The following is a 25,047-nucleotide window of genomic DNA, read 5'->3' on the forward strand; positions in this document are numbered from 1 at the left end:
TGGCACGGCGTACCATGGCAGTCATCCGATAACGCCTGACAGGCACAACCGAACCCTAGAGGTAATCGTTATGAAAGCTAAATCATCTCTGCTAACCGCTGGTGTACTGATGGCCACACTGTTTGCCGCCAGCCCCATAGCCATGGCGGAACATCACGGCAACAAGCACAAAGCCGGAAAATGGGATAAACAAGAAATGTGTGAAAACTTCCGCGAGGGCAAAGGCCCATTCAGTGAAGAAATGCGGGAGAAGTACCAGGAAAAGCGAGAAATGCGCCAGCAAAAGATGCAGGAGCACCGAGCAGACATGGCCGACCGCCTGAAACTGAACGAAGAACAGCGGCAGATCTGGGACGAAATCCACCAGGAACGCCAGGAAAAGCATCAGAATCGCCGTGGTAACTGGCAGGAAAAAATGGAAAAGCACTGCGCCAACACCGAGGAGTGATCACCAGCGGGGTTCTGTCGTATGGTATAGGGTCACCTAAACAAGCTTGATCCGCCCCCATGACCGAACCCGCTGTTCCTGAAATCACACTAAGCACCTGCGCCAGCATTGCCGATATCCCGGAGCGGGACTGGCAACGGCTGGCCGGGTGCGACAACCCCTTCCTGCGCCATGAATTCTTTCAGGCACTGGAACGCTCAGGCTGCACCCGCACCGAAACCGGCTGGACACCCAGCCATCTGGTATTTCGCGTTGACGGTAAAATTTGCGGTCTCGCCCCGGCTTACCTGAAAAGCCACTCCATGGGCGAATATGTTTTTGACTTCAGTTGGGCGGAAGCCTACCAACGCTACAACCTGCCCTATTACCCCAAACTCCTGATCGCCGTGCCGTTCACCCCCTCCCAGGGCCCCCGATTCTTGTTGGAGGAAGGCTTCCGCGGGCAGCTCACGCCGGCACTGCTCGACTCGCTTCTGACCGACCTGACCGAACAACTTGGCGCGCATTCCTGGCACCTGCTGTTCCCGGACACCGCAGACCAGGCTCTGTTACAGCATGAGGACGAACTGCACCGCATCGGATGCCAGTTTCATTGGCACAACCACGGCTATGAAGGATTTGACGATTTCCTCGCGGCGCTCACCTCCCGCAAGCGTAAATCCATTCGCAAAGAACGCCGGCAAGTGGCCGAGCAGGGCATCCACTTCCAGCATTTTCACGGGCGGGATATTTCAGATCAGGTACTGTCGGCCTTCTACGTGTTCTACCAGGCCACCTACCTCAAGCGCGGCCGCCCACCCTACCTGAACAAGCTGTTCTTCGAGCAATTGCGGGAGACCATGCCAGAACACCTGCACCTGATCATGGCGGTTCGCGAAGGCCAGCTGATTGCCGGCGCCCTGTTCCTGGCCAGCGACACCACCCTGTATGGCCGTTACTGGGGCTGCCTGGAAGAATACAACCACCTGCATTTCGAAACCTGCTACTACCAGGGCATTGAACTCGCCCTGACACTCGGGCTCCAGCACTTCGATGCGGGCGCACAGGGAGAACACAAACTGGTGCGGGGCTTTGAACCCATCATTACTCATTCCTGGCACGGCATCCTGCACCCGGGGTTTCGAAAGGCTATCCAAAGCTTCACACACGAAGAAGCAGAGCATGTGATAAGTTACTTTAACGACGCTCAATCCGCCCTGCCATTCCGACAGCAGGAGCCGGATTAGCCTCTATACTGTAACCTCAGTACGGGAATTCGACGGAGGTCGAACGCCATGGACACTGGCCAACTGGGCACTTTTCTCTCATCAGATCATCTGCCGTTACTGCTCTCGGCTGCAGCCATACTGCTTGCCTTGGGCTCCATCCTGTTTACCGCCAGCGCCCGGCGTCGGCACCGGGAGGAGTTAACAACCCTGCGTGAGCGGGCCGACACCCTCTGGCGGGAGGTCGACGAGTTTCGGGTAGCGCAGTTCAACCGCACGGGCGAGTCCGGTTCATCACCACACATGTCCTCTTTGTTTGACGAAGCCCGGTACCGCACTGAAAAAGAAGCCTATGACAAACTCTGGCCACAGGTGTGGCACCTGTACGAGCGCCTGGGCATGTTCCTCAGGGCCGTTGAAGCCGGTGAGGCATCGGGGGAATTGAGGCTGGAAGCCCGCCATGCGGCCCTCGAAGCCCGGAATCTTCTGAACAGAAATCGCCCATTCTGCAGCGACGTGGTCGACGGGCTCGCCACCCGACTGATTGATACCGAAATCAAGGCACACCTGGCAGCCTGCCAGCATCTTGACCTGCTGAAAGATGTCTCCAACACCTCGTCCAGCCATGACCGACGGGTGTTGCAGGACAAATGCCACAGCCTGCACGAAGGCGATGCTCGGGACCTGATCAACCAGCTCGCATCAACCATCCGCGAAAGAAGTATCCGTAACTCATAGAGTGCGACCCGGGTTATATTGCTTTGACCAAGGGTGATCCGGAACTTATTTGCCCGGGTACAGTCTGTGAAACCTCCCCATGACGGACACGCCAATGACACGACTATTGAAGTACTCCGGCTGGTTTCTGGGCGCACTGCTGTTGCTGTTCTCCGGCCCCCTGCTGCTGGCAGCCACCGGCACCCAACCAGAACGAAATGCCTGGCAAACCGCCAGCCGTGACAGCGCTGGTATAGCACCAGCGGCGGCAGACACTCACGAGGCTATCGTTCAGGTATACGGCGCCCGGGCCTGGAGCTGGCGCGGCTATTTCGCGGTACACACCTGGGTGGCCACCAAAGAGGAAGGCGCCGATCACTACAAGGTGCATGAGGTCATTGGCTGGCGCCAGCACGTAGTCAGCTCCCGCCCGGACGATCCAGACCGCCACTGGTTCGGCGCCCGGCCAGAGTTGTATGCCGATATCCGGGGCGATGAAGCCAAGGCACTGATTCCCGACATCTACGAGGCGGTGCAGTCATACCCGTATATTAACGAATACGAGGCCTGGCCCGGCCCCAACAGCAACACCTTCGTGGCCTGGGTTATCCGGGAAACACCGGGGTTGAACGTGGCGTTACCCAATCATGCCATCGGCAAGGACTATCTGGGCAGCCGTGTGGGGGCAACAACACCCGGTGGTGCCGGTTACCAGCTTTCGCTGGGAGGCTATGTTGGTGTTCTGGCGGGCGTCCGGGAGGGTGTAGAACTGAATATTCTGGGATTGTCGCTGGGTGTTAATCCCTTGGCGCTGGGGATCAAGTTACCTGGGATTGGTGAGCTGGCATTGAGAAACCCCAATCCTATGCCAAACGCAGCTCCCTGAGTTTGAACACGGTCGGGGAGCGGGTAAGCCTCCCCGACTAAAGCAGACCACGCCGAAGTTTGAAAGAGCTGGTCGGGTGGACCTTCCCAAAAATGTGCGGAGCCAGGGATGGCGGAGCCAAGCGTACACGGACGTATTCACAGCGTTTTTTGGGAAGGTCCACCCGACCGGCTCTAACTCCCAAGCTCAAAGTCAGAGCCTGGCAAACTCCAAATACCGACTGGCCGCCTGTTTTTTCTCGTCCTGAGAATTCAGCAATTCCAGGCGCAACCGGTCGATCACCTTCAGGTAATCATCCAGCGGGGACTTTTTCTTGCCCTGCGATTGAGAAGCCTCGATAAAGTCCTGCTGCTTCTTGCGAATTTCGTTCAGCTTCTCCAGTGCATTCTGGATTGCCTCGATACGGGCGCTTACCGGCCCGTTACCATTAGAGTTTCCGTTTCCGTTGCCATTGGCAGCTTCGTTGCCACCGCGTACACCAAGGAAGGTGTTCTCTGCCGGCGCAGATTCGGTGTTCTGCTCCGCCAGATCCAGTTCCTCCAGGGTACGCACCTCACCACCTGTGGTCAGGTAAATGCCAGAAGCCTTGATCTGGCCCAGGGGAACGCCCTGCGGGTTGGTGAGAGTAAACTGATCCTCAACGCTGCCAACGTAGAGAGCCTGAACGCCCACTGCCTCCAATGACCGCAAGGCCTGGCCGCCATCGGCGGTTTGCACCCACACCGACAGGGATTCGAACACTTCGTCGTTGGCGTCAATCCAGCGGTTGCCGTCGTCGTCATACTTGGCGAGTTCGCTGAAACCGGAACCGGTTTGGGGACCAAACAGCTCGGAGCCGTCGTCTACCTTGCCGTTGCCATTGCGGTCAAACACCAGGTAACCGCTGCCAGCACCCAGGCTGGCAAACTGGCTGGTCTGGCCGTCGCCGTTCATGTCAAATTCGAACAACGTGTCGGTCAACCGCGCGGTGGAAGCGCCGAAGTTGATCACCAGCGGGTCAGTCAGCGGGCGTTCCTGAATCTGGATCAGTTCGGAGTATTCGTAGGTGCGTGACTGTGATTGTCGAAGTGATAGGGTAAAGTCAATGGTTTCGCCGTTTTGCAGGGTGATGCTGCCGGTGGATGCAAAGCTACGACTCTCGCTTTCCGAGTAGAACATATAGCGGCCGGCAGTCACCGACAGGCTGCCCTGGGATTCCCCCACGGCCTCTCCGCCCAGAGCCGCCCGGCTGACGGTCAATGCCTGCTGGCCGAGCAGGAACAGGTCGGCGGATTTTTCGATCAGCTCGGCACTGGTAAACGAGGCCGTGCGATTATCCCCACTCACCTGGCTGGCACTGCTGAACGCCAGCTGTTCCTGGCTGCTATAACGGTAGGCCGCCTGTCGGAACAAAGACAACTCAGTGGCGCCGGCCTGCAATCCCTGTTGGGGCAAACCCGCGTTCTGCTGGGTAATGCGCAACTGGCTACTGTCCATAGCCTGCACCTGGCGGGTGCTGTTCTGAAACAGGGAAATCTGACTGGATGAAATCATGGTGTTCGTGCCTCAACTGACCTGTCAGGGTATCGGCACATCACCGGAAAACTTGAGCAGTTTTTAACCAGCCAGAATCAGAGACTTAGTTGAGATACCGCACCAACGCGGCAGCCAGGAGGCCCAGAGTGATGGCCGGCAGGGGTTTGCGGATGGCCAGCATGGCAACGCCGGTGGTCACCAGCGCAGCCAGGGCTCCCAGATCGCCAGTCACCGCCATGGGCACAATAATGGCAATCAGCACCGAGCTCGCCATGGTGTTGATGAAACTCTCAACCCGCGGGCTGATGCGCAGGAACGACATGATGAACACCCCGCCGAAGCGGGTTACGAGGGTCACCACTGCCATGATGGCGATCAACGCCAGAACACCCAGGGTTGTGGTTTCAATCGCCATGCCGGACCTCCAGGTTATCTTCCCGGCTCTGGGCTCCGGGTTCCAGCCAGAACAGTCCGATCACACCGCCAGCCAGTGCACCCACCACAACGTGCATATTGGGCGGCAGCCATTTCCACGCCGCCAGCGAAGCAGCACCTGCCACCAGCCAGGCCACGAGAATACGCGGCGATTTCTTGCCACCGAGGGCCATGGCCAACAGAAAGCAGCCCAGTACCATATCCAGGCCCAGTGCTCTGGGGTTCTGTAGCAGGCCACCGAAGTACACACCCAACCCGGTACCGATCATCCAGGCCAGCCAAAGCACCAGCCCACCACCCAGGATCACCTCAAGATTGCGCCGCCCACTCTGATACTCCTGCGCCGAGACCGCCCAGTTGGCGTCTGTCAGCAACAGCAATAGTCCGTAGCGCTTGCCCGGCGAGACGTCTTTGAGCATGGGGTACAAAGAAGCGCCCATCAGCAGGTGCCGGGAGTTGATGGCAAACACCACGGCAATCATTGGCAGCACCGAGACTTCGGTGCCCCACATGTCCACCGCGGCGAACTGGGACGCACCGGCGAACACGGTGGTGCTCATCAGGATGGATTCAAGGGGCGACAAGCCCTTCTGGATGGCCGCCAGGCCAAAGGCAGCACCAAACGCCACCACGAACAATGAGATGGGAAGTAAACGAAAAAACTCAGCTCGCACCCTGTGCGGCTGAAATTGGTAAGGATATAAACTGGCAGACATTACGAGAAACTAAGCCGGAACCGCCAAAACGCGAATAGGTAATAACCGCTAGCCCGGAATTATTTTTCCTATTTTGCTCAATCAGTTATATGAACAAATCACACTTTTGCGAACTCGGTCGCCCCGCCCTTGTTGACGTGAACGTAAACTTATTCTAGTTTGTTTTCGTCCAGCCCCAAAAGGGCAACCCGGCCAATCCACCGGGCAGGACTGATGAAATCGAACATCCGGCCAAAAGCCGGGATTACAAAAACAAGACAAACCTACCGCCGCGATCCGGCCAGGTGGGAGAGGATTTCAACATGTCTGATCTTTTACGCTCCCCAAAGGGGCTGCGTCCCGTCAGCCTTGACGATGTCTGGGAAAAAGATGCCGGTTCGGTCTACATGAACGGCAGCCAGGCCCTGGCGAGACTTCCCCTGCTCCAAGCCCAACTCGACCGCAAGAACAACCTGAACACCGCAGGCTTTATCTCTGGCTATCGCGGATCTCCCCTTGGCGGTTTTGACAAGGTTCTGTGGAAAGCCCGGGACCACCTCAAAGAAAACAACATCCATTTTTTACCCGGGGTGAATGAAGACCTTGGCGCCACCGCTGTCTGGGGCAGCCAGCAGGTCAACATCTTTGAAGGTGCCCGTTACGACGGCGTGTTTGCCCTCTGGTATGGCAAAGGCCCGGGTGTGGACCGCACCGGTGATGTGTTCAAGCACGCTAACGCGGCGGGCACCTCCCGATTTGGTGGGGTACTGGCCGTCGCTGGCGACGACCATGCCTGCAAATCTTCCACCCTGCCCCATCAAAGTGATTATGCGTTTCTGGATGCGGGTATGCCGGTGCTCAACCCCGCCGGCATTCAGGACATTCTGGATCTGGGCCTCTACGGCTGGGCCATGTCGCGGTTTAGCGGCTGCTGGATTGGCTTCAAAGCCCTGGCCGAAAACATGGATTCGTCCATTTCTGCCAACCTGGATCTCAGCCGGATCAACATCCGCATTCCCACACAGTTTCCCATGCCGGAAGGTGGCCTGAACTCCCGCTGGCCAGACAAACCCATGGCGCAGGAGGAACGACTGCACCGCCATAAGCTGGAAGCCGCCAAGGCCTTTTGCCGGGCCAACCGCCTGGACCGCACGGTGCTTTCGGTTGAACGGCCCCGACTGGGCATCGTCACCACCGGCAAAGCCTACCTGGATGTGATCCAGGCGCTGGCGGACCTCGGCCTGGGCGATGAGGAACGTGAAGCCATCGGGCTGGCCGTGTACAAGGTCGCCATGCCCTGGCCCCTGGAACCCGAGGGTATTTTTGAGTTTGCCTCAGGGCTGGAGGAAATTCTGGTAGTCGAGGAAAAACGGGGATTGATTGAAGAACAGATCAAGACCCAGCTTTACACCTGGCAGGATGGCCGACGCCCCAACGTCATCGGCAAGCGGGACGACCAGGGTAACGACCTGCTACCGACCATCGCTGAACTGACACCGGCCATGGTGGCAAGGGCCATCGCCTCCCGCCTGGATGGCCGTTATTGCAACGACAAACTGCAACAGCGTCTCGGTTTCCTGACCGAGAAAGAAAACAGTCTGGCGCAACCCCGGGAGCGTCTGGAGCGGACCCCGCACTTCTGCTCTGGCTGCCCCCACAACACCTCTACCCAGGTACCGGAAGGCAGCCGTGCCCTCGGCGGCATTGGCTGTCACTACATGGCGACCTGGATGGAACGGGGTACCGACACCTTCACGCAGATGGGTGGTGAAGGCGTCACCTGGCTTGGCCAGGCACCGTTTACCAACCAGAAACACGTGTTCCAGAACCTGGGCGACGGCACCTACTTTCACTCAGGCGTACTGGCCATTCGCGCGGCCATCGCCTCCGGTGCCAACATCACCTACAAGATTCTCTACAACGACGCCGTGGCCATGACCGGCGGCCAGCCGGTGGATGGCACCCTGACGGTGCAGCAGATCAGCCACCAGCTGTATGGTGAGGGCGTGCGACGTATCGCGGTGGTCAGCGACGATATCGACAAATACCCGTCGCGGGCCGATTTCGCGGACCGCACCACCTTCCATCACCGGGACGACCTGGACGCCCTGCAACGGGAAATGCGTGAGATCGAAGGCTGTTCGGTGATCATCTACGACCAGACCTGCGCGGCCGAAAAGCGCCGGCGCCGCAAGCGCGGCACCATGGAAGACCCAAACCAGCGCGTGATGATTCACTCGGACGTGTGCGAAGGCTGCGGTGATTGCGGTATCCAGTCCAACTGCCTGTCGATTCTGCCTAAAGACACAGACGCCGGGCGCAAACGCACCATTGACCAGTCCTCCTGCAACAAGGACTTCTCCTGCGTGCGCGGTTTCTGCCCGAGCTTTGTCACCGTCAAAGGCGGCAAACTGAAGAAACCAGCCGGCGTCAGCTCAGCCGTGGACTTCCCTGAGCTTCCGGAACCCACGCCGGTCACCGGCAATAATCCTTACGGTATTCTGCTGACCGGCGTCGGCGGCACCGGCGTGGTGACCGTCAGTGCCCTGCTGGGCATGGCAGCCCACCTTGAGGGCAAAGGCGTCTCAGTGCTGGACCAGGCTGGCCTGGCCCAGAAGTTCGGCGCTGTCGTCAGCCATATCCGCATCAGTGACCGGCAAGATAACATCCATGCCGTGCGGATTCCCGCCGGCGAGGCCGACCTGATGATTGCCTTTGATCTGATGGTCGCCGCCACCGACGATGCCCTGGCCAAACTGGATAATCGTTTCTCACGGGCGGTGGTCAATACCGAGCAGGCCATGCCCGCCGCCTTTACCCGAGACCCGGACATCCAGTTCCCCGGTGAATCCATGGAGCAGACCGTCAAGGAAGCCTGCCGGCCCGATGGCAGCTGGTTCCTCAATGCCGGCGACCTTGCCAAAGCTCTAATGGGTGACGGCATGGCGGTCAACCTGTTCACCGTCGGCTTCGCCTGGCAACAGGGGTTGCTGCCGCTCAGTGCCGCAGCCATAGAGCGGGCCATTGAGCTTAACAACGTGGCGGTCGACAAAAACAAACAGGCCTTTCTGTGGGGCCGCCGGGCTGCCCATGATCTGGAGCGGGTGATGGCCCTGGCGTTCCCGAAACCCAAAGGCACACCTGTGCAGGTAATGGAAACCACGGATCAACTGATCAAACGCAACATGGAACACCTGAGCGAGTACCAGAACACTGCCCTGGCCAAGCGTTATGAAAGGCTGGTGCGCCAGGCGGAACACACCATCTCCCAGAAACTTGGCCGGGACCCACTGCTGTTCCGGGCCATCGCCGACAACTACGCCAAGGTACTGGCCTACAAAGACGAGTACGAAGTGGCGCGACTGTTCAGCAATGGCAGCCTGCGCAAGCAGCTGGAGGAGCAGTTCGAGGGCGACATTGAGCTGGAATTCAATCTGGCACCGCCCCTGCTCAGCCGGAGCAAAAATGGCGAACGCCCGAAGAAACACACCTTTGGTCCCTGGATGGAAACCGTGTTCGCCTGGCTGGCGAAAGCCCGAAGCCTGCGAGGCACGCCCCTGGACCCTTTCGGATACACCGCGGACCGCCGCCTGGAGCGCAAGATCATCCGGGAATACGAGGCCGATGTGGCGTTCCTGCTCAAACACCTGAGCAAAGACCACGCCGATGCCGCGCGAAACCTGGCCAGCCTGCCCGCGAAGGTCCGCGGTTACGGCCCGGTCAAAGAAGCGGCCTATCATGCCACCCGAAAAGAACGGGCGCAGTACCGGGCTGAACTGAACCCCGGTGAACGGGCACACCAACAAATCGCCAACGCGGCGGTCTAAAACAAAAACAGCCGGCGCAGGCCCCACAAGGGTAGCGGCCGGCCACGGAACAGAGGTGAAACGCCATGAACGTATTCAGCCATCCGGAGTTCGATCACCACGAACACCTGTCTTTTGTCTGCGACGCCGAAACCGGCCTGAAGGGCATCATTGCCATCCACAATACGTCACGGGGTGCAGCACTCGGCGGTTGCCGAATGTTTCCCTACGCAAGCGATGAGGAAGCGTTGCGGGATGTGTTGCGACTGTCCCGGGGGATGACCTATAAATCGGCCCTGGCCAATCTCGACCTGGGCGGCGGCAAGTCGGTCATCATCGGCGACCCGCGAAAGCACAAGACCGAAGCCCTGCTCGAAGCCATGGGCAGGCACCTGGAAAGCCTCGGCGGCCAGTACATTGCCGCGGAAGACTCCGGCACCAGCGTGCCAGACCTGAAAGTGATGGGCCGCCATACCCGGCACGTGGCCGGCGTAACCACCCGCACCGGGTTTGACGGCCAGCCCAGCACGGGCGACCCCTCGCCGGTAACCGCCTACGGCACTTTTATTGGCCTTAAAGCAGCCGTAAAGCACAAGCTCGGCACGGATAATCTGACCGGCCTGAAGGTGGCCATCCAGGGCATTGGTAATGTTGGCTTCCGCCTGGCCCGCTACCTGAAAGAGGCCGGTGCAGAACTGTGGGTCACCGACATTCACGCCGATAACCTCAAGCGCGCAGTGGACGAGTTTGGTGCAACGCCCGTTGGCTCCGATGACATCCTGAGCCTGCCGGTGGATGTTGTAGCCCCCTGCGCCATGGGTGCAGTGCTGAACGACCAGAGCATTCCGGCCATCCGGGCGGCCATCGTTGCCGGCGCCGCGAACAATCTCCTGGACCGCCCGGAACATGATGCGGCCCTCAAACACCGGGGCATCCTCTACGCTCCGGATTTCGCCATCAACGCCGGCGGGATCATCGATGTATTCTACGAACGCACCGGAGGCTCACCCGAGCAAATCCGCGCCCACGTAGACACCATCGGTGACACCCTGTCGGAAATATTCCAGCGCTCTGATCGCACCGGGCTCCCCACCGGTGAGATCGCCAATGAACTGGCAGAAGAGCGCTTCCGAAAGCACGCCGCGGGTGCTGGGCTGGCGCCCAGGCGGCTGGCTTGCGCCGGTTGACCTGACACCGGTGCTTCCGCTTGGGAGCCGCAGGGTTCTGCGGCTCCCCTTTTAACCCCTGAAACAAAAACAACACCTTCGGGAGATCGCTATGTCTGTCACTTCATCCGGCTCCGCCACCTATTCGGATGCCCTTGAGGGCTCCAATGCAAAACGAGGGCTATGGTCCTCACGGTTCGCCTTTATTCTGGCTGCCACCGGCTCCGCCGTCGGGCTTGGCAATATCTGGAAATTCCCCTACGTTACCGGCGAAAATGGTGGCGGCGCCTTTGTACTGGTGTACCTGCTGTGCATCGCCGTTGTCGGCATTCCCATCATGATGGCCGAAGTCATGATCGGCCGCCGGGGTGGTCGCAGCCCGGTCAACAGCATCCGACTGATTACCGAACGGGACAGACTTAAACCAGCCTGGAAACTGGTAGGCGCCATCGGCGTCCTTGCTGGCTTTTTAATACTGTCGTTCTACTCGGTGATTGGTGGTTGGGCAATATCCTACGTGGGCACAACCGCCAGCGGGCAGCTGGCCGGGCAATCCGCCGAAGCTGTGGGAGCCATTTTCTCCGGCTTGCTAAGCAATCCGTCCACCCTGCTGCTCTGGCACACGGTGTTTATGGCCCTGGTGATGGTGGTCGTCGCCCGGGGTGTCCGCTCCGGCCTTGAGCGGGCCGTCAGTATCCTGATGCCAGCGCTGTTCGTATTGTTGCTGCTGGTGGTCGGCTACGCGATGACCACCGGCCACTTCGGCCAGGCCGCAGCGTTCCTGTTCCAGCCCGACTTTTCCAAACTCACCACCTCAGGCGTCCTGGTCGCCCTTGGCCATGCCTTCTTTACCCTGAGTTTGGGCATGGCGGTGATGATGGCCTATGGCTCTTATCTGCCGAAGAAAATCTCCATCGCCAAGACCTCCATCACGGTGTCAGTCATCGACACCGGCGTAGCACTGCTGGCAGGGCTGGCGATCTTTCCCATTGTCTTTGCCAACGGCCTCGAACCCGGTGCCGGCCCCGGCCTGATTTTCCAGACACTGCCCCTCGCGTTCGGCCAGATGCCCATGGGTACACTGTTCGGCACCCTGTTCTTCGTGTTGCTGATCTTCGCCGCCTGGACCTCCGGCATCTCCCTGCTGGAGCCCATCGTGGAATGGCTGGAAGAGCAGAAAGGCATGAACCGGACCATCAGCACCATCGCCGCAGGTGGCGTGTGCTGGGCCCTGGGCATTGCCTCCGTGCTATCACTGAACCTGTGGGCGGACGTTGCCCCGCTGGGCTTCATTCCCATGCTGGAGGGCAAAACCATCTTCGACCTGCTCGACTTCTTCACCGCCAACATCCTGTTACCGCTGGGTGGCCTGCTGGTCGCACTGTTTGCCGGCTGGGTGATGTCCCGCCAGGCCATGGAGAACGAACTGTCGTTGTCACCGACCATGTTCAACCTGTGGTTTATCACCGTGCGGTTTGTTACCCCGGTGGCCGTTGCCATCGTGTTTATCTACAACCTGATGTAACCCCTATTGCCCGGGCAATACACTGCCCGGGCTCTCCCATCCCGCCTGTTCCGGGCACCAACGTACCAATTGATAAGCATCTGTCCCTTTCTGACCGGACTTTTACGGCTCTTGGCGCGTAATGTGTGATTGTTAGACAAACACAATCGAGGCAGTCGCTATGTCAGCAGTCACAGCATCTTTTCCGGTACGCCGTCAGGACTTTGGTTTTGAGGATGTACCGCGCCACTGGGTCGACAGTGACCCGTTTATGACCCACCTGTTCAACGCCCTCTCCGCACTTTTCCCAGACGGTGAGCGCTTCTTCGTGGACAGTGTTCGGGCAGTACGTGACCAGATCAACGACCCTCAGTTGCAGAAGGACATCAGCGCCTTTATCGGGCAGGAGGCCATGCACGCGAAGGAGCATGGCCACTTCAACGAGGGTGCCATCAATCAGGGTTTCGATATCAAGAAACTGGAAGGCTGGACCCGAGGCTTCCTGTCCGCGAAAGACCTGCCGCTGCTCAACAACAAGCGGGTGCATCTGGCTGCTACCGTTGCCCTGGAGCACTTCACCGGCATCCTCTCAGCGCAGCTGCTGAAGCGCGAAGACCTGGTGAATGCCATCGACCCGTCCATGCGAACCCTGTGGGCCTGGCACTGTGTCGAAGAGAACGAACACAAAGCGGTGGCCTTCGACACCTATGAACAACTCTACGATAAAACCGTAGTGGACTACGCCATCCGCATGGGTGTCATGGCGTTGATCACAACGCTGATCATGGTAGCCATCCACTCGTTCATTTTTGAGCTGATGCGCGAAGACAAGCAGTTACTGAATCTGAAGTCCTGGGCCAAAGGTCTGAACCGTGTGTGGGGCCGCAAGGGCATGTTCACCGCGATCATTCCGGAGTACCTGGATTACTTCAAACCAGACTTCCACCCCTGGCAGCACGACACCGAGTTCCTGCTGCACAAATGGCGCAAGCAGCTGAACTTCTCCTGATGCCCGCGCCTGCTCGCCGGACTCAGTCCGGTTTTCGGGCAGGCAAGGCTTCCCCCTTCACAGACGTCGGTCTGGATATCCACCTGCAAAGAACTCAGCTGTCGGCAATGCGAAAGCCGACTTTCATCACAACCTGATAGTGGCCAACCTTGCCGTCAACGATGTGGCCGCGGGTTTCGGTCACTTCAAACCACTCCATGTTGCGGACGCTTTTTCCGCACTCCTGAAGCGCATTATCTATGGCGTCTTCAATGCCTTTCTTTGAAGAACCGACAATTTCCACCTTTTTATATACGTGGTGATCAGACATGAAAACCTCCTGAAAGCTGCTCCTTTTACTTGAGCCTAGAAGACCAGGGGGCTGTCAGCAAACCGGGGATCGTGGTTACCAGGGGTAGTGATTACCCCAACCTTGCACTGGCTGGGGCCTTGGAAAAAGCCGCTTAAGGTTTTCAGCCTGGTTTGCGGGCCACATAGACGGTGTTGAACGATTCGCGGTTCTGGAAGGGGTTGTAGAAGCTGACAACGTGGCAGGCTACGTCGGTAAACACTTCCCGCAGAGTCGCCATGAATTCATCGTCCTCACCTTCGTTGGACCACATGGCAAACACGCCACGGGGTTTGAGTTGCCGGGCCATGAGGCGGAGGTTGTTGGCGGTGTAGAAGCTGGCGCTGGAGTCGTGCAGCAGCGCTCTGGGCGAGTGGTCTATGTCGAGCAGAATGGCATCAAACTGTTTGCCTGGTGCTTCCGGGTCAAAGCCGCCGGTTTCGGGGTCGGCGATGGCGAGGTCGAAGAAGCTGCCGTGTATGTAGCGGTTGCGGGGGTCGGCATTGAGGTCTTTGCCAAGGGGCACTTTTTCTTGCTGATGCCAGCCGATGACGGGTTTCAGGTATTCGACCACGAGCAGTTCGCTGACGCGCTCATGCTTGAGAGCGGCCACGGCGGTGTAGCCAAGGCCGAGTCCGCCCACAACAACACTGAGCTTGTCGCCTTCGGTTTCGCCCAGGCCGATGTCTGAGAGGGCCACTTCGGCGTCGACAAACATGCTGGACATGAGGAATTCTTCGCCCAGTTTCACTTCGTAGATATCCCGGTCACCCAGTGCCGGAATCCTGCGGCGGCGCAGCGTGATTTCCCCGATCACCGAGGGCTGGCTGTCAATTTGTTCGAAAAGCAGTCCCATAGTCTTTGACTCTTATTCTGGAATTTCACGAGCGCGCATCTTCGGGAGTTACCATCACCCAGCCTGATAGACCGTGCTGTCGCAGTTGGGGTAAGGCTTTCAAAACACGCTCAAGCACATCCATGTGGCGCTTGGGCTCCGCCATCCCTGGCTCCGCACAGTTTTGAAAGCCTTACCCCAACCGCTCCTATCGTCTACTCCCCTGCCCGCTCCTGGGCAGAGACGTTCAGACAATTTGCGAGAATACTCCGCATCTTCTCCGCACCCAGCTCATTCATCAGTGCGATATTCCGATCAGGAATCCCGTCCACATCCGGATGGCTATCAATCGCCGCCTCCAGACTCGCTTCCCGCAACAAGTGCAACATGGGGTACGGAGACCGGTTGGTGTAATTCTCAGCAGCCCCCGGCTCGGTTTCGGCGAACTGGTAATCCGGGTGGAAACTGGCGATCTGATAAACACCCTCCAACTCCAGGTAGGCCAGCAACGCATCGGCAGCGTCCAGAAACTCGTTGTAGGCGTAGAAATCCTGCAGAACACCCGGGTGTATCAACAACGTGGTTTCGATCTCCGGTTCGTCTCCCAGACGCTGCAATTCTGCATGCAGAGCCTGCAGGAGGTCGTCGTCGTTCTTCGCCTCTGTCACCGTAAACCGAATCCGGTTCTTGACCAGTTCCCGTTTGGCGAAAGGGCAGAGGTTGTAGCCAACGACTACGTCTTCGACCCACTGACGGGTGGCGTTAATGACCTGAGATTCGTTCAAAATAGTTGCCTTTACTTGTTTCTGAATACAGCTCCGAAGTCAGAGCGCGGGTGTGGGTTGGGCCTTCCAAAACTGTGCGGAGCCATGGATGGCGGAGCTCAAGCGTCACACGGACGTGCCGAAGGAGCGTGTTTTGGAAGGCCCAACCCACACCCGTGCCGGCACCCCATGCTTGATACTTAAACGTAGCCCTGACTCCGCAGATAATCATCATAAGTACCGCTGAAATCGGTAATGCCATCCGCCTTCAACTCAATAATCCGAGTCGCCAGCGACGAAACAAACTCCCGGTCGTGGCTGACGAAAATCAGCGTGCCCAGATAGTTCTCCAACGCCAGGTTCAACGCCTCAATAGACTCCATATCCAGGTGATTAGTCGGCTCATCCATCAGCATCACATTCGGCTTCTGCAGAATCAGCTTACCAAACAGCATCCGCCCCTGCTCACCGCCAGAAATCACCTTCACCGACTTACCAATATCATCCCCGGAGAACAACATCCGTCCCAACGTACCGCGCACCAGCTGCTCACCGCCGGTGGTCCACTGCGCCATCCAGTCGGTCAGGGTATCGTCCCGGGCAAAGTCGGCGGTGTGGTCCTGGGCGAAGTAACCTACCTCGGCACTGTCGGTCCATTTCACCTCGCCTGCATCCGGCTCGTAGGCGCCGGCCAGGCACTGCAGTAAGGTGGTTTTACCAATTCCGTTCGGGCCGATGATAGCCACCCGCTCTCCCGCCTCAATCTGCAGATCCAGGTTTTTGAACAGGGGGCCTTCGTCGAAGCCCTTGGTCAGGCCTTTCAGGGTGACCGCCTGACTGTGCAGTTTCTTGCCCTGCTCGAAGCGGATGAACGGGCTCACCCGGCTGGACGGTTTCACTTCCTCCAACTGGATCTTGTCGATCTGGCGGGCGCGGGAGGTGGCCTGTTTGGCTTTCGAGGCATTGGCGGAGAAGCGGCTGACGAACTGCTGCAGTTCGGCAATCTGGGCCTTTTTCTTGGCGTTGTCTGACAACATGCGCTCGCGGGCCTGGGTGGCGGCAGTCATGTATTCGTCGTAATTGCCCGGGAACAGGCGCAGTTCACCGTAATCCAGGTCCGCCATGTGGGTACACACACTGTTCAGGAAGTGGCGGTCGTGCGAAATGATGATCATGGTGCTGTTACGGGCCACCAGGATGTTTTCCAGCCAGCGGATGGTGTTGATGTCCAGGTGGTTGGTGGGCTCGTCGAGCAGCAGTACGTCCGGGTCGGAGAACAGGGCCTGGGCGAGCAGCACGCGCAGTTTCCAGCCGGGGGCCAGGGCACTCATGGGGCCGTTGTGCTGTTCCAGCGGAATGTCCAGGCCCAGCAGGAGTTCGCCGGCGCGGGATTCGGCGGTGTAGCCGTCCATTTCGGCGAATTCCACTTCCAGGTCCGCCACCGCCATGCCGTCTTCTTCGCTCATTTCCGGCAGGGAGTAGATACGGTCCCGCTCTTTCTTCACCCGCCACAGTTCCCCATGGCCCATGATCACGGTGTCCATCACCGTGCAGTCCTCGTAGGCGAACTGATCCTGGCGGAGTTTACCGAGGCGGATGTTGGGCTCCAGCATCACTTGGCCGGCGGACGGCTCCAGGTCGCCACCGAGGATTTTCATCAGGGTGGACTTGCCGCAGCCATTGGCACCGATCAAACCGTAACGGTTGCCGTTGCCGAACTTGGCGGATACGTTTTCAAACAGGGGCTTGGCCCCGAATTGCATGGTGAGATTGGCGGTGGAGATCAAGAAAAGAACCTGTCAGCGTGAGGGCCGGCAACAAGCCGGCAAATAAAAGCCGGCATTGTACAGGTTTGGGCGCAAGACTGTGAGGCCGCAAAAACACGGATAAAAAGGGCTTGCCAGCAGCACGCTGTGCGGGCAGCATTCGTGTCAGACGTTTCCGTCCATTCCTCCATCCGACAACAGGAACTTGACCATGGCACAAGCAACTGCACGCCACATTCTGGTAGACAGCGAAGCAAAATGTGAAGAACTGAAGAAGGCTATTGAAGGTGGCCAGGATTTCGCCGAAGTGGCGAAACAGCATTCCTCCTGCCCGTCCGGCCGTAACGGTGGCGACCTGGGTTCATTCGGCCCTGGCCAGATGGTTCCCGAGTTTGACAAGGCCGTGTTCAGCAGCGACCTGAACACCGTAATTGGGCCGATCAAGACCCAATTCGGCTATCACCTGCTGGAAGTGACTTCCCGCAGCTAAGCCAGTGCAACTGCTGTCTGCGCTTGACTGCGCAGACAGCAGGCGTTTGTTATCGGGATTCGCCTGTCCCGAAATTCCTGAACCGCGCCAATTGGCTACCGATGGTTTCAATAGGGTCCGTAATAGACGCCTGAATGCTCTCTGTGACCACCTCGGTAAAGCGTTTACCCGACTCACTCTCCAGAAAGTCCAGATACAGGCCCAGTTCCTGAACACTGATATCCCGGTAGGTGTACAAATAGCTGTCGTATACCTGTTGCCCAACCATGCCCTGCAACATCCCGCGCTGGTTCTCCAAACGCTGACGTAACCGCTCGTAATGCACCGAGTCACTGCTCAGGGCCGCCATGGCCGTTGCCAAACCCAACTGCACGGCAATGGTAGTATCCACTGTGGTTTCCGTTGCGCGGGAAGCCCGGTCAAAACGGTCAAACAGCTTTTCCCGGGTGGTGCCCTTGTAGGCTTCGTTCAGCTCTCCGGCGCGGCTTCGTACCTCTGACCAGGCGGCAGGTGCAGACGCTGCTATCTCCGCACGGGATATCTTCTGCGCAACAGGCGTCTGGTACCAGGCATGAACCTCCTCAAGCTGTTTGTTCGTCAACGACTCATCCAGGCTGTCCACCAGCTTACGCTCGATGTCCTCGGCCCTGTAGCTGCTGCTGACCACATAACCAATGGTGTCGGCCACCATCGGCGGCACCTGGCCGCTCTGTTTGAGACCGTCCCGTATACCCTGGCTCATCATGGCCGGATACTGGCCCACGATGTCATCAATGGGCGATGCTGCCAGAACGTCACGGGCATCCGTTGATGCATGGGCCATTCCTGACGATATAAGCCCGGCAACTAAAAGAGGTTTAACTAGGGTGATCAGTCTCATTTCTCTATTATCCTGTTACTGCAATGGCCCTGTTTATGACACGCCTGAAGCCATTACGGCAAGTGCCCCAAGGCCTTTGGAGATGACAGTTTGGTAGGGATGTGGCGCAGAAGAACCCGAAAATCTCGAAATATCCGCAACAAGCGGTTTAATGTATGGCGCTCCCGCATCAGCTGGTACGGCCTGCCTTTGCTGGGGCTGGTGATCGGCACCTGGGCAACCCTACGATTCAGTCTGCTGGCCCCGGAACCTCCGGCCAACCCGGAAAACATCTGTGAGATCTTCATGGAACATACGGTGTGGTACGACTATGCCCGGGCCTCCGAGGAGAAATGGGGCACCCCCATCGCCACACAGCTGGCTTTTGTCTATTACGAATCGTCTTTCCGGAGCCATGCCCGGCCGCCCCGCACCCGGCTTTGGGGACTGATTCCCTGGAAGCGCCCCACCACCGCTTACGGTTATGCCCAGGCCCTTGACCCCGCCTGGGGCGAATACCTGGTGGCGAACGACGCATCCTGGCGAACCGTGCGCACCGACATGCAATACGCGCTGGATTTTGTCGGCTGGTACAACCACCTCAGCAACCGCGAGCTGGGCATTCCATTCAGCGCACCCCGGCAGCTTTACCTGGCCTATCATGAAGGCCGGGGCGGCTACGCACGCCGCTCGTTCGAACAGAAACCGGCCATACAGTCCCTGGCCCGAAGGGTTCAGAACCGCGCCTTCCGCTACGACAACCAGTTAAAGCAGTGCGAAGCGGAGTTCCAATGTTGGCGCTGGTACCAGTTCTGGCCGTTCTGCAAGGCCGACGCTTAGGTTCAGAGCGACGCGCTTATCTCAATGGCAGATTCCAGCGCTTTCAGGCGATCAACCAGGAACTCCATAACGATGCGCACCCTGGCCATCTGCTGGGTATCCTGGTTTACATGCAGCCACAAATCCACGCTCTCGCCCTCCAGCGGGTCTGATAGCCTGCGCAGCTCTTTCGCGGCCTCGCCCAGATAACAGGGCAACACCGCCAACCCCGCTCCAGACCTGGCCAGGGTTGCCATGGATTGCAGGCTGTTGCAGCGAATCACCGAGGAGACGTTCTTCAGGTGCTTCCGGTACCAACGCCCGGTCGCCAGATGGCTGAAACTCTCATCCGGCAGTATCCAGGTGCAGTCTTCCGGGTGGTTCTCGATATCCATATTGCGGTGTCGACGGCAGTATCGGGCGGCCCCGTAGACAGCGGAATCCACAGCGGCAATGCGCTCGCCCTCCAGGGTCGCCTGGGGTTTATTCTCCGGCCGCAAGGTCAGGTCTGCCTCCCGGTGGCTGAGGTTCGCCACATCGTTATCGGTCAGCACCTCCAATTCGATATCCGGATAGGCGTGAACCAGCTCCGCCAGGATCGGTCCGAGCAGTTCATTCATCATGGCATCTTCGGCCGCCACCCGGACCTTACCCACCGGCGCGGCATCGTCACCTACCAGTTTGCGCTCCAGGTTTTCCACATCGGTAGCCAGCCGCTGGGCCTCCCGAAACGCCATTTCGCCAACCGGAGTGAGCTGCAAACCATCCCGGTTGCGCTCGAAGAACTGCACCCCCAACGACTCTTCCATCTGATCAAGTCGTCTTAAAACAGTGGTTTGGTGTACACCCAGCAATTCACCGGCTTTCGCCAGCGTTCCACCTATTGCCAGAGCCCGTATATATCGAAGATAATCCCAGTCCATAGTTACTGCATATTCGCAACGTGAGTACGGATTTTAACGTATTCAAACTGCAAATAAGAACTCCTAGAATAGTCGTTAAATTAAAGATAGATCGCTAATTAATCCACCAGACAAAGGAGGAAGGCGCTATGACCAAGAGCCATATCGCAACCGTAAACCCGCTGCCGTCAAGTATCCTCCACAACAGTACCGAGGTCAGGCGCCAGTATACCCGCGCTGCTGCACAGCAGGCGATGCAGTTTTTCAGCCGTAAGGTGCGGATTTTCAACCGCAAAGCGGCTGCGGTTGCCCCAGACATGCCCCAGGTACAGGGCGGGCACTGAGATTACCGGAACCCGGTAACCGAAGCACAAATAAAAACGCCGGCATGTTTCCATGCCGGCGTTTTTTATGGTGAGTGTTTAACGCCCTGATCAGAACTCCCAGATCACCTTACTCTTCTTACCAAACCACTCGTCCATCTTCTGATTGTAGAAGTCCTCGATCACATTGCGCTTGATCTTCATGGTCGGCGTTAACATGCCGTTTTCCATGGTCCAGGGCTCCTTGACCACTACTACGAAAGCCACTTTCTCATGGGCTTCGCTCTGGGCGTTAACGGCATCAAGCTCCCGGGCCAGTTCCTGTTCCAGCTCCGCCCGGTCACCACCACGATCCAGTTCATCCCGGGCCTCTTCTGACAACAACACCATCAGGCACGGCTGAGGCTGGTTGGCGCCGGCCACACACACCACTTCGGCTTTCGGATGATTGAACCGGTTCTCAATTGGCACGGGCACCACGTATTTGCCCTTGGAGGTTTTGAACAGATCCTTCACCCGGCCAGTGATACGCAGGCAACCATCCTGGTCGATTTCACCCATATCGCCAGTTTTGAGAAAGCCGTCATCGGTCAGGTCCTCTTTGGTCTTCTCTTCGTTCTTGTAGTAGCCGAGCATCTGACCGGGGCTCTTGACCTGAACCTCGCCACCTTCGCCAATGCGGTGAGTAACACCAGGGTTTGCCATGCCGACCGTACCCACCTTGGCCTGGCCGGGGCGGTTGGCGTGGGAGTAACCGAAGTTCTCCGACATGCCATACACTTCCAGCAGTTCCAGACCAAGGCCCCGATACCAGCCGATAATCTCTCCAGACAACGGTGCCGCGCCCGTCAGGGCGGCCCGACAATGGTCCAGGCCCAGCTGTTTGAGCACCTTCTTTTTAACCAGCGAGTTCAGGATCGGAATATTGAACAGGATTTTCTGCTTCTTGGGCGGCAACTTGGCATTCACGCCCAGATAGAACTTCATCCACAGGCGCGGTACCGAGAAGAACAACGTGGGCCGGGCCCGCTGCAAGTCTTCCTGGAAGGTATCCAGGGAGTTGGCAAAGTACAGGTGGAAACCGTAGTAAAGGGACTGGGTTTCAACCGCTGCCCGCTCCGCCACGTGGGCCAGCGGGAGGTACGACAGCATGCGTTCGTTGGAGGATACCGGGAACAGTTGCTGGAGGCCATCGGCCACCGAAATCATGGTGCGGAAGCTGTGCATCACGCCCTTGGGCCGGCCGGTACTGCCAGAGGTGTACACGATGGTGGCCAGCGCATCCGGGTCAGGCAGTTTCGGCTCAGCCGGTGATTGCTCTTTGATGATCTCCTGCCATTTGGGAGTGTCATCGCGCGGCGACAAAGGCAGAGACACGATGGGCATGTCAGCAGGAATATGATGCTTGATGTCGTTCCAGCCGTCGGCCGTACCGTCCAGCTTACCCAGGAACAACAGTTTAGCCTCGCTGTGTTCAAGAATGTAAGCGGCTGTTTCACCATTCAGGGTCGGGTAAAGCGGCACGCTGACATGACCGGCTGCCCAAATGGCCAGATCCGACAGTATCCAATGCGCGCTATTCTTGCCCAGGATTCCGATATTGCTGTGCTCCGGTAGACCAAGGCTGTTCAGGTAGGCGGCCATCCGGGACACCTGATCCGCAGCCTGCGCCCAGGTAATGTCTTCCACCCGGCCATCCGGGAACGGCTGGGTAAGGTAAACGTTATCGGGAGTGTGCTGGGCCCAGTAGTACAGGCAGTGCAAAGACGTCTGCTTTTGTGGGTCTATAGCCATGGTGGCTCCTTGTTGTTGTTATCTTCGGTTGTCTGGAATCGCTTTTTATTGTTGCATTCATACTAGCCAACTTTCCCGCGTGCTCAATAGCAATAAACATCCCGGGCGTTGACCATTTAGCTCGAAGCTGAGACGCACCTCCCAAAATATTTCGTGACATCCATCAAGTCTGGTCTAGATTGAGAAGTACCGCGTATTGATAACCAATACCACAAGAGACTGTCGCTCTATGAGAACCTCGACTCGCTCTGCTTTGATCTTCCCCGCCTGGGCCGTAATTCTCATCGGATCTGGCGCCTTTCTCTACACCGCCTACGCGGGTTTTCTTGGTTCCTGAGAGCCGACTAGCGCCTGAAACGGGTCTCAAGCACGACCGCCGAGTTAGTCCGCTCAACTCCTTTTAGGTTCCCGATGTCATCCAATACACGGCTCAACTCCTCCAGCGATTGGGCCTGGACGATGGCAATCAAGTCGTACTCACCACTGACCGAAAACAACTGGCAAACCTGAGTAATCTGCTCCAGTTCAGCGTTGGTGCGATCGGTAAGTTTCTGGTGCACCTTGACCGACACATGGGCCTCTACCTGGTTGGCGGCATACTCACCGCCCAGCTGAACTGTATAGCCGCGAATGATTCCCTGCGCCTCCAGTTTTGCCAGTCTGTTTTGTACGGTGGAACGGGAAACATGCAACCCCTTGGCCAGGTCAGTCACACTGGCGCGAGCATTCTGCCGGAGCAGTCCCAACAATTTCTCGTCTTGCATACTAATCATTTTGATCACCTGATTCGTCAATATGGCTAAATTCTAGACCATATCGACCAATTTGAATCTACAGATCGGCATAACCAGCCGCCATACTGAACCTAAACAACGTTCAGGATGTCGGCCATGTTGATCCGCCCTATTGCACTTCGGGATCTTGATCCCCTTTATCAGATTGCCGTTGAATCCGGACCGGGATTCACATCCCTGATGCCAGACCGGGACGCGCTGGCACAGAAGATCGAGCATTCCATAAAGAGCTTTGAGCGGCGCGTAGACAATCCCACAAACGAGCAGTATCTGTTTGTACTTGAGGATGAGCACAGCCATGAGATCATGGGCACAACTGGCATCCAGGCCAGTGTTGGGCTCGACCGGCCGTTGCACCACTTCAAACGCGACAGAACGATCGGGCCAGCAGGCCTCGCGAGGGAAACCCTGACCCGTTGCGAGCACTACGCGGGCTGCACCGAAATCTGTTCGCTGTACCTTCGCCCGGACTATCGCCAGGCCAATGCCGGCAAACTCCTGTCAAAAGTCCGGTTTCTGTTTATGGCACTGCACCCCGAGCGTTTTGCAAACACCGTGATAGCAGAGATGCGGGGGGTGTCTGACACTCATGGCCACTCGCCTTTCTGGAACTGGCTGAGACATCAGGTGGTCGATCTGGATTTTTCCACGGTAACGCAACTCTCCGCCCAGAGTGATGCTCGTTTTCTGGAACAACTTGTTCCCCCTGGTCCGTTCGACATTGCAGACATGACCATTGAAGCTCAGGCAGTCATCGGCCAGGTTCACCCGGACACCCGCCCGGCGCTACACTTGCTGAAACAGGAAGGATTCCGGCATCGTGGACTGGTGGATCTTTTCGATGCCGGGCCGACCATTGAATGCGCACGGGATGCCATTACCAGTGTTCGCAACAGCGGGCTATACCGGGGTTTATATGGCGGCACCCGGATTACCGCCCACACCGGGTTCCCCTTGATTGTGGCCAACGGCCAGTGTTCCGGATTCCGTGCGACGATCATCGATTCGCTGTCAGGGGGAGACGAGCCGGAGCAAGTTCCCCTACCGACTGGCATTCAGCGGAAGCTGGGCTTGAATGGTGGAGACCAGGTGTGCGCACTACCCCTGGTCAAAAACCGCCCCACACTGAACACAAGTGAGATGAGTGCTCACCAGGAGTTCCGTCATGCACAATGATCTGAACGCGCTTTTTTCCCGGCTCTGGCAATCCTATCGACGGGTGACGCCCTCGGCTGAGCGTATTCATCAGTTGCTGGGCGAACGCGAAAGCCACCCCATCGTGAATGATCACATTGCACTGCGCACTTTTAACCTGGCCCCGGTACGCCTGGACAAACTGGCCGGCCACTTTCTCAAGCTGGGCTATCAGCCGGGTGGCGAATATCATTTTGAAGCCAAAAAGCTCTACGCACGGCATTACGAGCACCCTGACCCGGATGTTCCCAAGGTGTTCATCTCTGAGCTACTGGTGGATCAATGTTCAGTGCAACTGCAGGCCATCGTTTCTGGCCTTGTGGCCCAAACGAATCCGGGCGCGGTAGATGCCGATGATTTTCTGACTTCCGGCCGCCACTGGAAACTGGATTACGGCACTTACCGTTCACTTCTGGAGGAAAGCGAATACGCTGCATGGACCGCAGCCTGGGGTTATCGAGCCAACCATTTTACGGTCAGTATCAATCATCTTGAGAGCATCAAAACCGTTGCGCAGATCAACCAACTGCTCAAAGACCACGGCTTCGCCATAAACACCTCCGGGGGTGAAGTAAAGGGGTCACCTCAGGAACTGCTCGAGCAATCCTCCACCCTGGCAGACCGGGTCGCCCTGGAGTTCACTGATCAGGTGGCCACGGTACCCAGCTGTTTCTATGAATTCGCCCTGCGCTATCCGAAACCGGATGGCAACCTGTACTCCGGCTTTGTGGCGGCGTCTGCAGACAAGATCTTCGAGAGTACCCATGCGTCAAACTGACTTCGGCGCCTCCTG

General features: G+C 57.9%; 24 protein-coding genes. 13 read left to right on the top strand and 11 right to left on the bottom strand.

The window, feature by feature from the left end:
• Positions 1-70: 70 nt before the first annotated feature.
• From ACNSOI_RS14045 to ACNSOI_RS14060, 4 genes are all read left to right on the top strand, one after another.
• The gene (locus tag ACNSOI_RS14045) at positions 71-448 is read left to right on the top strand and encodes a hypothetical protein (protein WP_138437119.1); all 378 of its coding nucleotides are present in this window, start codon (positions 71-73) and stop codon (positions 446-448) included.
• Between the two features lie 59 nt (positions 449-507).
• Positions 508-1,674 carry a GNAT family N-acetyltransferase gene (locus ACNSOI_RS14050; protein WP_420194314.1) on the top strand — a complete coding sequence of 389 codons (1,167 nt, stop codon included), beginning with the start codon at positions 508-510 and terminating at the stop codon, positions 1,672-1,674.
• Positions 1,675-1,722: 48 nt separating this feature from the next.
• Complete coding sequence (locus tag ACNSOI_RS14055) at positions 1,723-2,391, top strand: hypothetical protein (protein WP_061333085.1); 669 nt, start codon at positions 1,723-1,725, stop codon at positions 2,389-2,391.
• Positions 2,392-2,485: 94 nt separating this feature from the next.
• Positions 2,486-3,256, top strand: coding sequence for a DUF3750 domain-containing protein (locus tag ACNSOI_RS14060; RefSeq protein WP_420194315.1), 771 nt, complete (start codon positions 2,486-2,488; stop codon positions 3,254-3,256).
• Positions 3,257-3,448: 192 nt separating this feature from the next.
• Here the strand turns inward: ACNSOI_RS14060 and ACNSOI_RS14065 are convergent, their stop codons facing one another.
• The 3 genes from ACNSOI_RS14065 to ACNSOI_RS14075 form a co-directional block, all read right to left on the bottom strand.
• Positions 3,449-4,789: a hypothetical protein gene (locus tag ACNSOI_RS14065; protein ID WP_420194316.1), complete on the bottom strand. Its 1,341-nt coding sequence runs from the start codon at positions 4,787-4,789 to the stop codon at positions 3,449-3,451.
• A gap of 85 nt (positions 4,790-4,874) precedes the next feature.
• On the bottom strand, positions 4,875-5,186 hold the full coding sequence (locus ACNSOI_RS14070) for an AzlD family protein (RefSeq protein WP_061333082.1): 312 nt from the start codon (positions 5,184-5,186) through the stop codon (positions 4,875-4,877).
• Positions 5,176-5,922, bottom strand: a complete 747-nt coding sequence (locus ACNSOI_RS14075) for an AzlC family ABC transporter permease (RefSeq protein WP_061333081.1) — start codon at positions 5,920-5,922, stop codon at positions 5,176-5,178. The genes ACNSOI_RS14070 and ACNSOI_RS14075 overlap by 11 nt, the downstream gene beginning before the upstream one ends.
• 302 nt (positions 5,923-6,224) lie before the next feature.
• Between ACNSOI_RS14075 and ACNSOI_RS14080 the strand changes: the two genes are divergently transcribed.
• The 4 genes from ACNSOI_RS14080 (at position 6,225) to ACNSOI_RS14095 (ending at position 13,386) form a co-directional block, all read left to right on the top strand.
• Positions 6,225-9,728, top strand: a complete 3,504-nt coding sequence (locus tag ACNSOI_RS14080; protein WP_420194317.1) for an indolepyruvate ferredoxin oxidoreductase family protein — start codon at positions 6,225-6,227, stop codon at positions 9,726-9,728.
• Positions 9,729-9,793: 65 nt separating this feature from the next.
• Entirely contained in the window at positions 9,794-10,894 is a 1,101-nt protein-coding gene (locus ACNSOI_RS14085) for a Leu/Phe/Val dehydrogenase (protein ID WP_058092167.1), read from the top strand.
• 91 nt (positions 10,895-10,985) lie between these two features.
• Complete coding sequence (locus tag ACNSOI_RS14090; protein ID WP_061333079.1) at positions 10,986-12,398, top strand: sodium-dependent transporter; 1,413 nt, start codon at positions 10,986-10,988, stop codon at positions 12,396-12,398.
• A gap of 160 nt (positions 12,399-12,558) precedes the next feature.
• On the top strand, positions 12,559-13,386 hold the full coding sequence (locus ACNSOI_RS14095) for a metal-dependent hydrolase (protein ID WP_420194318.1): 828 nt from the start codon (positions 12,559-12,561) through the stop codon (positions 13,384-13,386).
• 94 nt (positions 13,387-13,480) lie between these two features.
• On the opposite strand, the gene ACNSOI_RS14100 is transcribed toward ACNSOI_RS14095, so the two are convergent.
• From ACNSOI_RS14100 to ACNSOI_RS14115, 4 genes are all read right to left on the bottom strand, one after another.
• Entirely contained in the window at positions 13,481-13,696 is a 216-nt protein-coding gene (locus ACNSOI_RS14100; RefSeq protein WP_106694924.1) for a dodecin, read from the bottom strand.
• 142 nt (positions 13,697-13,838) lie between these two features.
• Entirely contained in the window at positions 13,839-14,570 is a 732-nt protein-coding gene (locus ACNSOI_RS14105) for a spermidine synthase (RefSeq protein WP_420194319.1), read from the bottom strand.
• A 194-nt stretch (positions 14,571-14,764) separates the two neighbouring features.
• Complete coding sequence (locus ACNSOI_RS14110; protein WP_420194320.1) at positions 14,765-15,334, bottom strand: DUF1415 domain-containing protein; 570 nt, start codon at positions 15,332-15,334, stop codon at positions 14,765-14,767.
• Positions 15,335-15,513: 179 nt separating this feature from the next.
• A complete protein-coding gene (locus tag ACNSOI_RS14115; RefSeq protein WP_420194321.1) occupies positions 15,514-17,100 on the bottom strand; it encodes an ABC-F family ATPase in 1,587 nt (528 codons plus the stop codon).
• Positions 17,101-17,290: 190 nt separating this feature from the next.
• Here ACNSOI_RS14115 and ACNSOI_RS14120 point away from each other — a divergent pair, with 190 nt between their 5' ends.
• A complete protein-coding gene (locus tag ACNSOI_RS14120; RefSeq protein ID WP_022987955.1) occupies positions 17,291-17,569 on the top strand; it encodes a peptidylprolyl isomerase in 279 nt (92 codons plus the stop codon).
• A 49-nt stretch (positions 17,570-17,618) separates the two neighbouring features.
• On the opposite strand, the gene ACNSOI_RS14125 is transcribed toward ACNSOI_RS14120, so the two are convergent.
• Positions 17,619-18,392, bottom strand: coding sequence for a DUF2059 domain-containing protein (locus ACNSOI_RS14125; protein WP_420194322.1), 774 nt, complete (start codon positions 18,390-18,392; stop codon positions 17,619-17,621).
• A gap of 156 nt (positions 18,393-18,548) precedes the next feature.
• Here ACNSOI_RS14125 and ACNSOI_RS14130 point away from each other — a divergent pair, with 156 nt between their 5' ends.
• Positions 18,549-19,268 carry a lysozyme-like domain containing protein gene (locus ACNSOI_RS14130; RefSeq protein WP_420194323.1) on the top strand — a complete coding sequence of 240 codons (720 nt, stop codon included), beginning with the start codon at positions 18,549-18,551 and terminating at the stop codon, positions 19,266-19,268.
• A gap of 2 nt (positions 19,269-19,270) precedes the next feature.
• On the opposite strand, the gene ACNSOI_RS14135 is transcribed toward ACNSOI_RS14130, so the two are convergent.
• A complete protein-coding gene (locus ACNSOI_RS14135) occupies positions 19,271-20,170 on the bottom strand; it encodes a LysR family transcriptional regulator (protein WP_072676597.1) in 900 nt (299 codons plus the stop codon).
• 128 nt (positions 20,171-20,298) lie between these two features.
• On the opposite strand from ACNSOI_RS14135, the gene ACNSOI_RS14140 reads away from it, so the two are divergent.
• Positions 20,299-20,493, top strand: a complete 195-nt coding sequence (locus ACNSOI_RS14140) for a hypothetical protein (RefSeq protein ID WP_061333071.1) — start codon at positions 20,299-20,301, stop codon at positions 20,491-20,493.
• Positions 20,494-20,583: 90 nt separating this feature from the next.
• Here the strand turns inward: ACNSOI_RS14140 and ACNSOI_RS14145 are convergent, their stop codons facing one another.
• Both ACNSOI_RS14145 and ACNSOI_RS14150 read right to left on the bottom strand, forming a co-directional pair.
• Positions 20,584-22,266, bottom strand: a complete 1,683-nt coding sequence (locus tag ACNSOI_RS14145; RefSeq protein ID WP_072676596.1) for an AMP-binding protein — start codon at positions 22,264-22,266, stop codon at positions 20,584-20,586.
• A gap of 344 nt (positions 22,267-22,610) precedes the next feature.
• A complete protein-coding gene (locus ACNSOI_RS14150) occupies positions 22,611-23,039 on the bottom strand; it encodes an Lrp/AsnC family transcriptional regulator (RefSeq protein WP_420194324.1) in 429 nt (142 codons plus the stop codon).
• A 117-nt stretch (positions 23,040-23,156) separates the two neighbouring features.
• Here ACNSOI_RS14150 and ACNSOI_RS14155 point away from each other — a divergent pair, with 117 nt between their 5' ends.
• Entirely contained in the window at positions 23,157-24,236 is a 1,080-nt protein-coding gene (locus ACNSOI_RS14155) for an arginine N-succinyltransferase (protein WP_420194325.1), read from the top strand.
• Complete coding sequence (locus tag ACNSOI_RS14160) at positions 24,226-25,032, top strand: DUF1338 domain-containing protein (protein WP_106694914.1); 807 nt, start codon at positions 24,226-24,228, stop codon at positions 25,030-25,032. The genes ACNSOI_RS14155 and ACNSOI_RS14160 overlap by 11 nt, the downstream gene beginning before the upstream one ends.
• The last annotated feature ends 15 nt before the right edge of the window (positions 25,033-25,047 follow it).

The sequence above is a fragment of the Marinobacter sp. GH_1 genome (assembly GCF_048595985.1).
Taxonomy (GTDB): Bacteria; Pseudomonadota; Gammaproteobacteria; order Pseudomonadales; family Oleiphilaceae; genus Marinobacter; species Marinobacter shengliensis.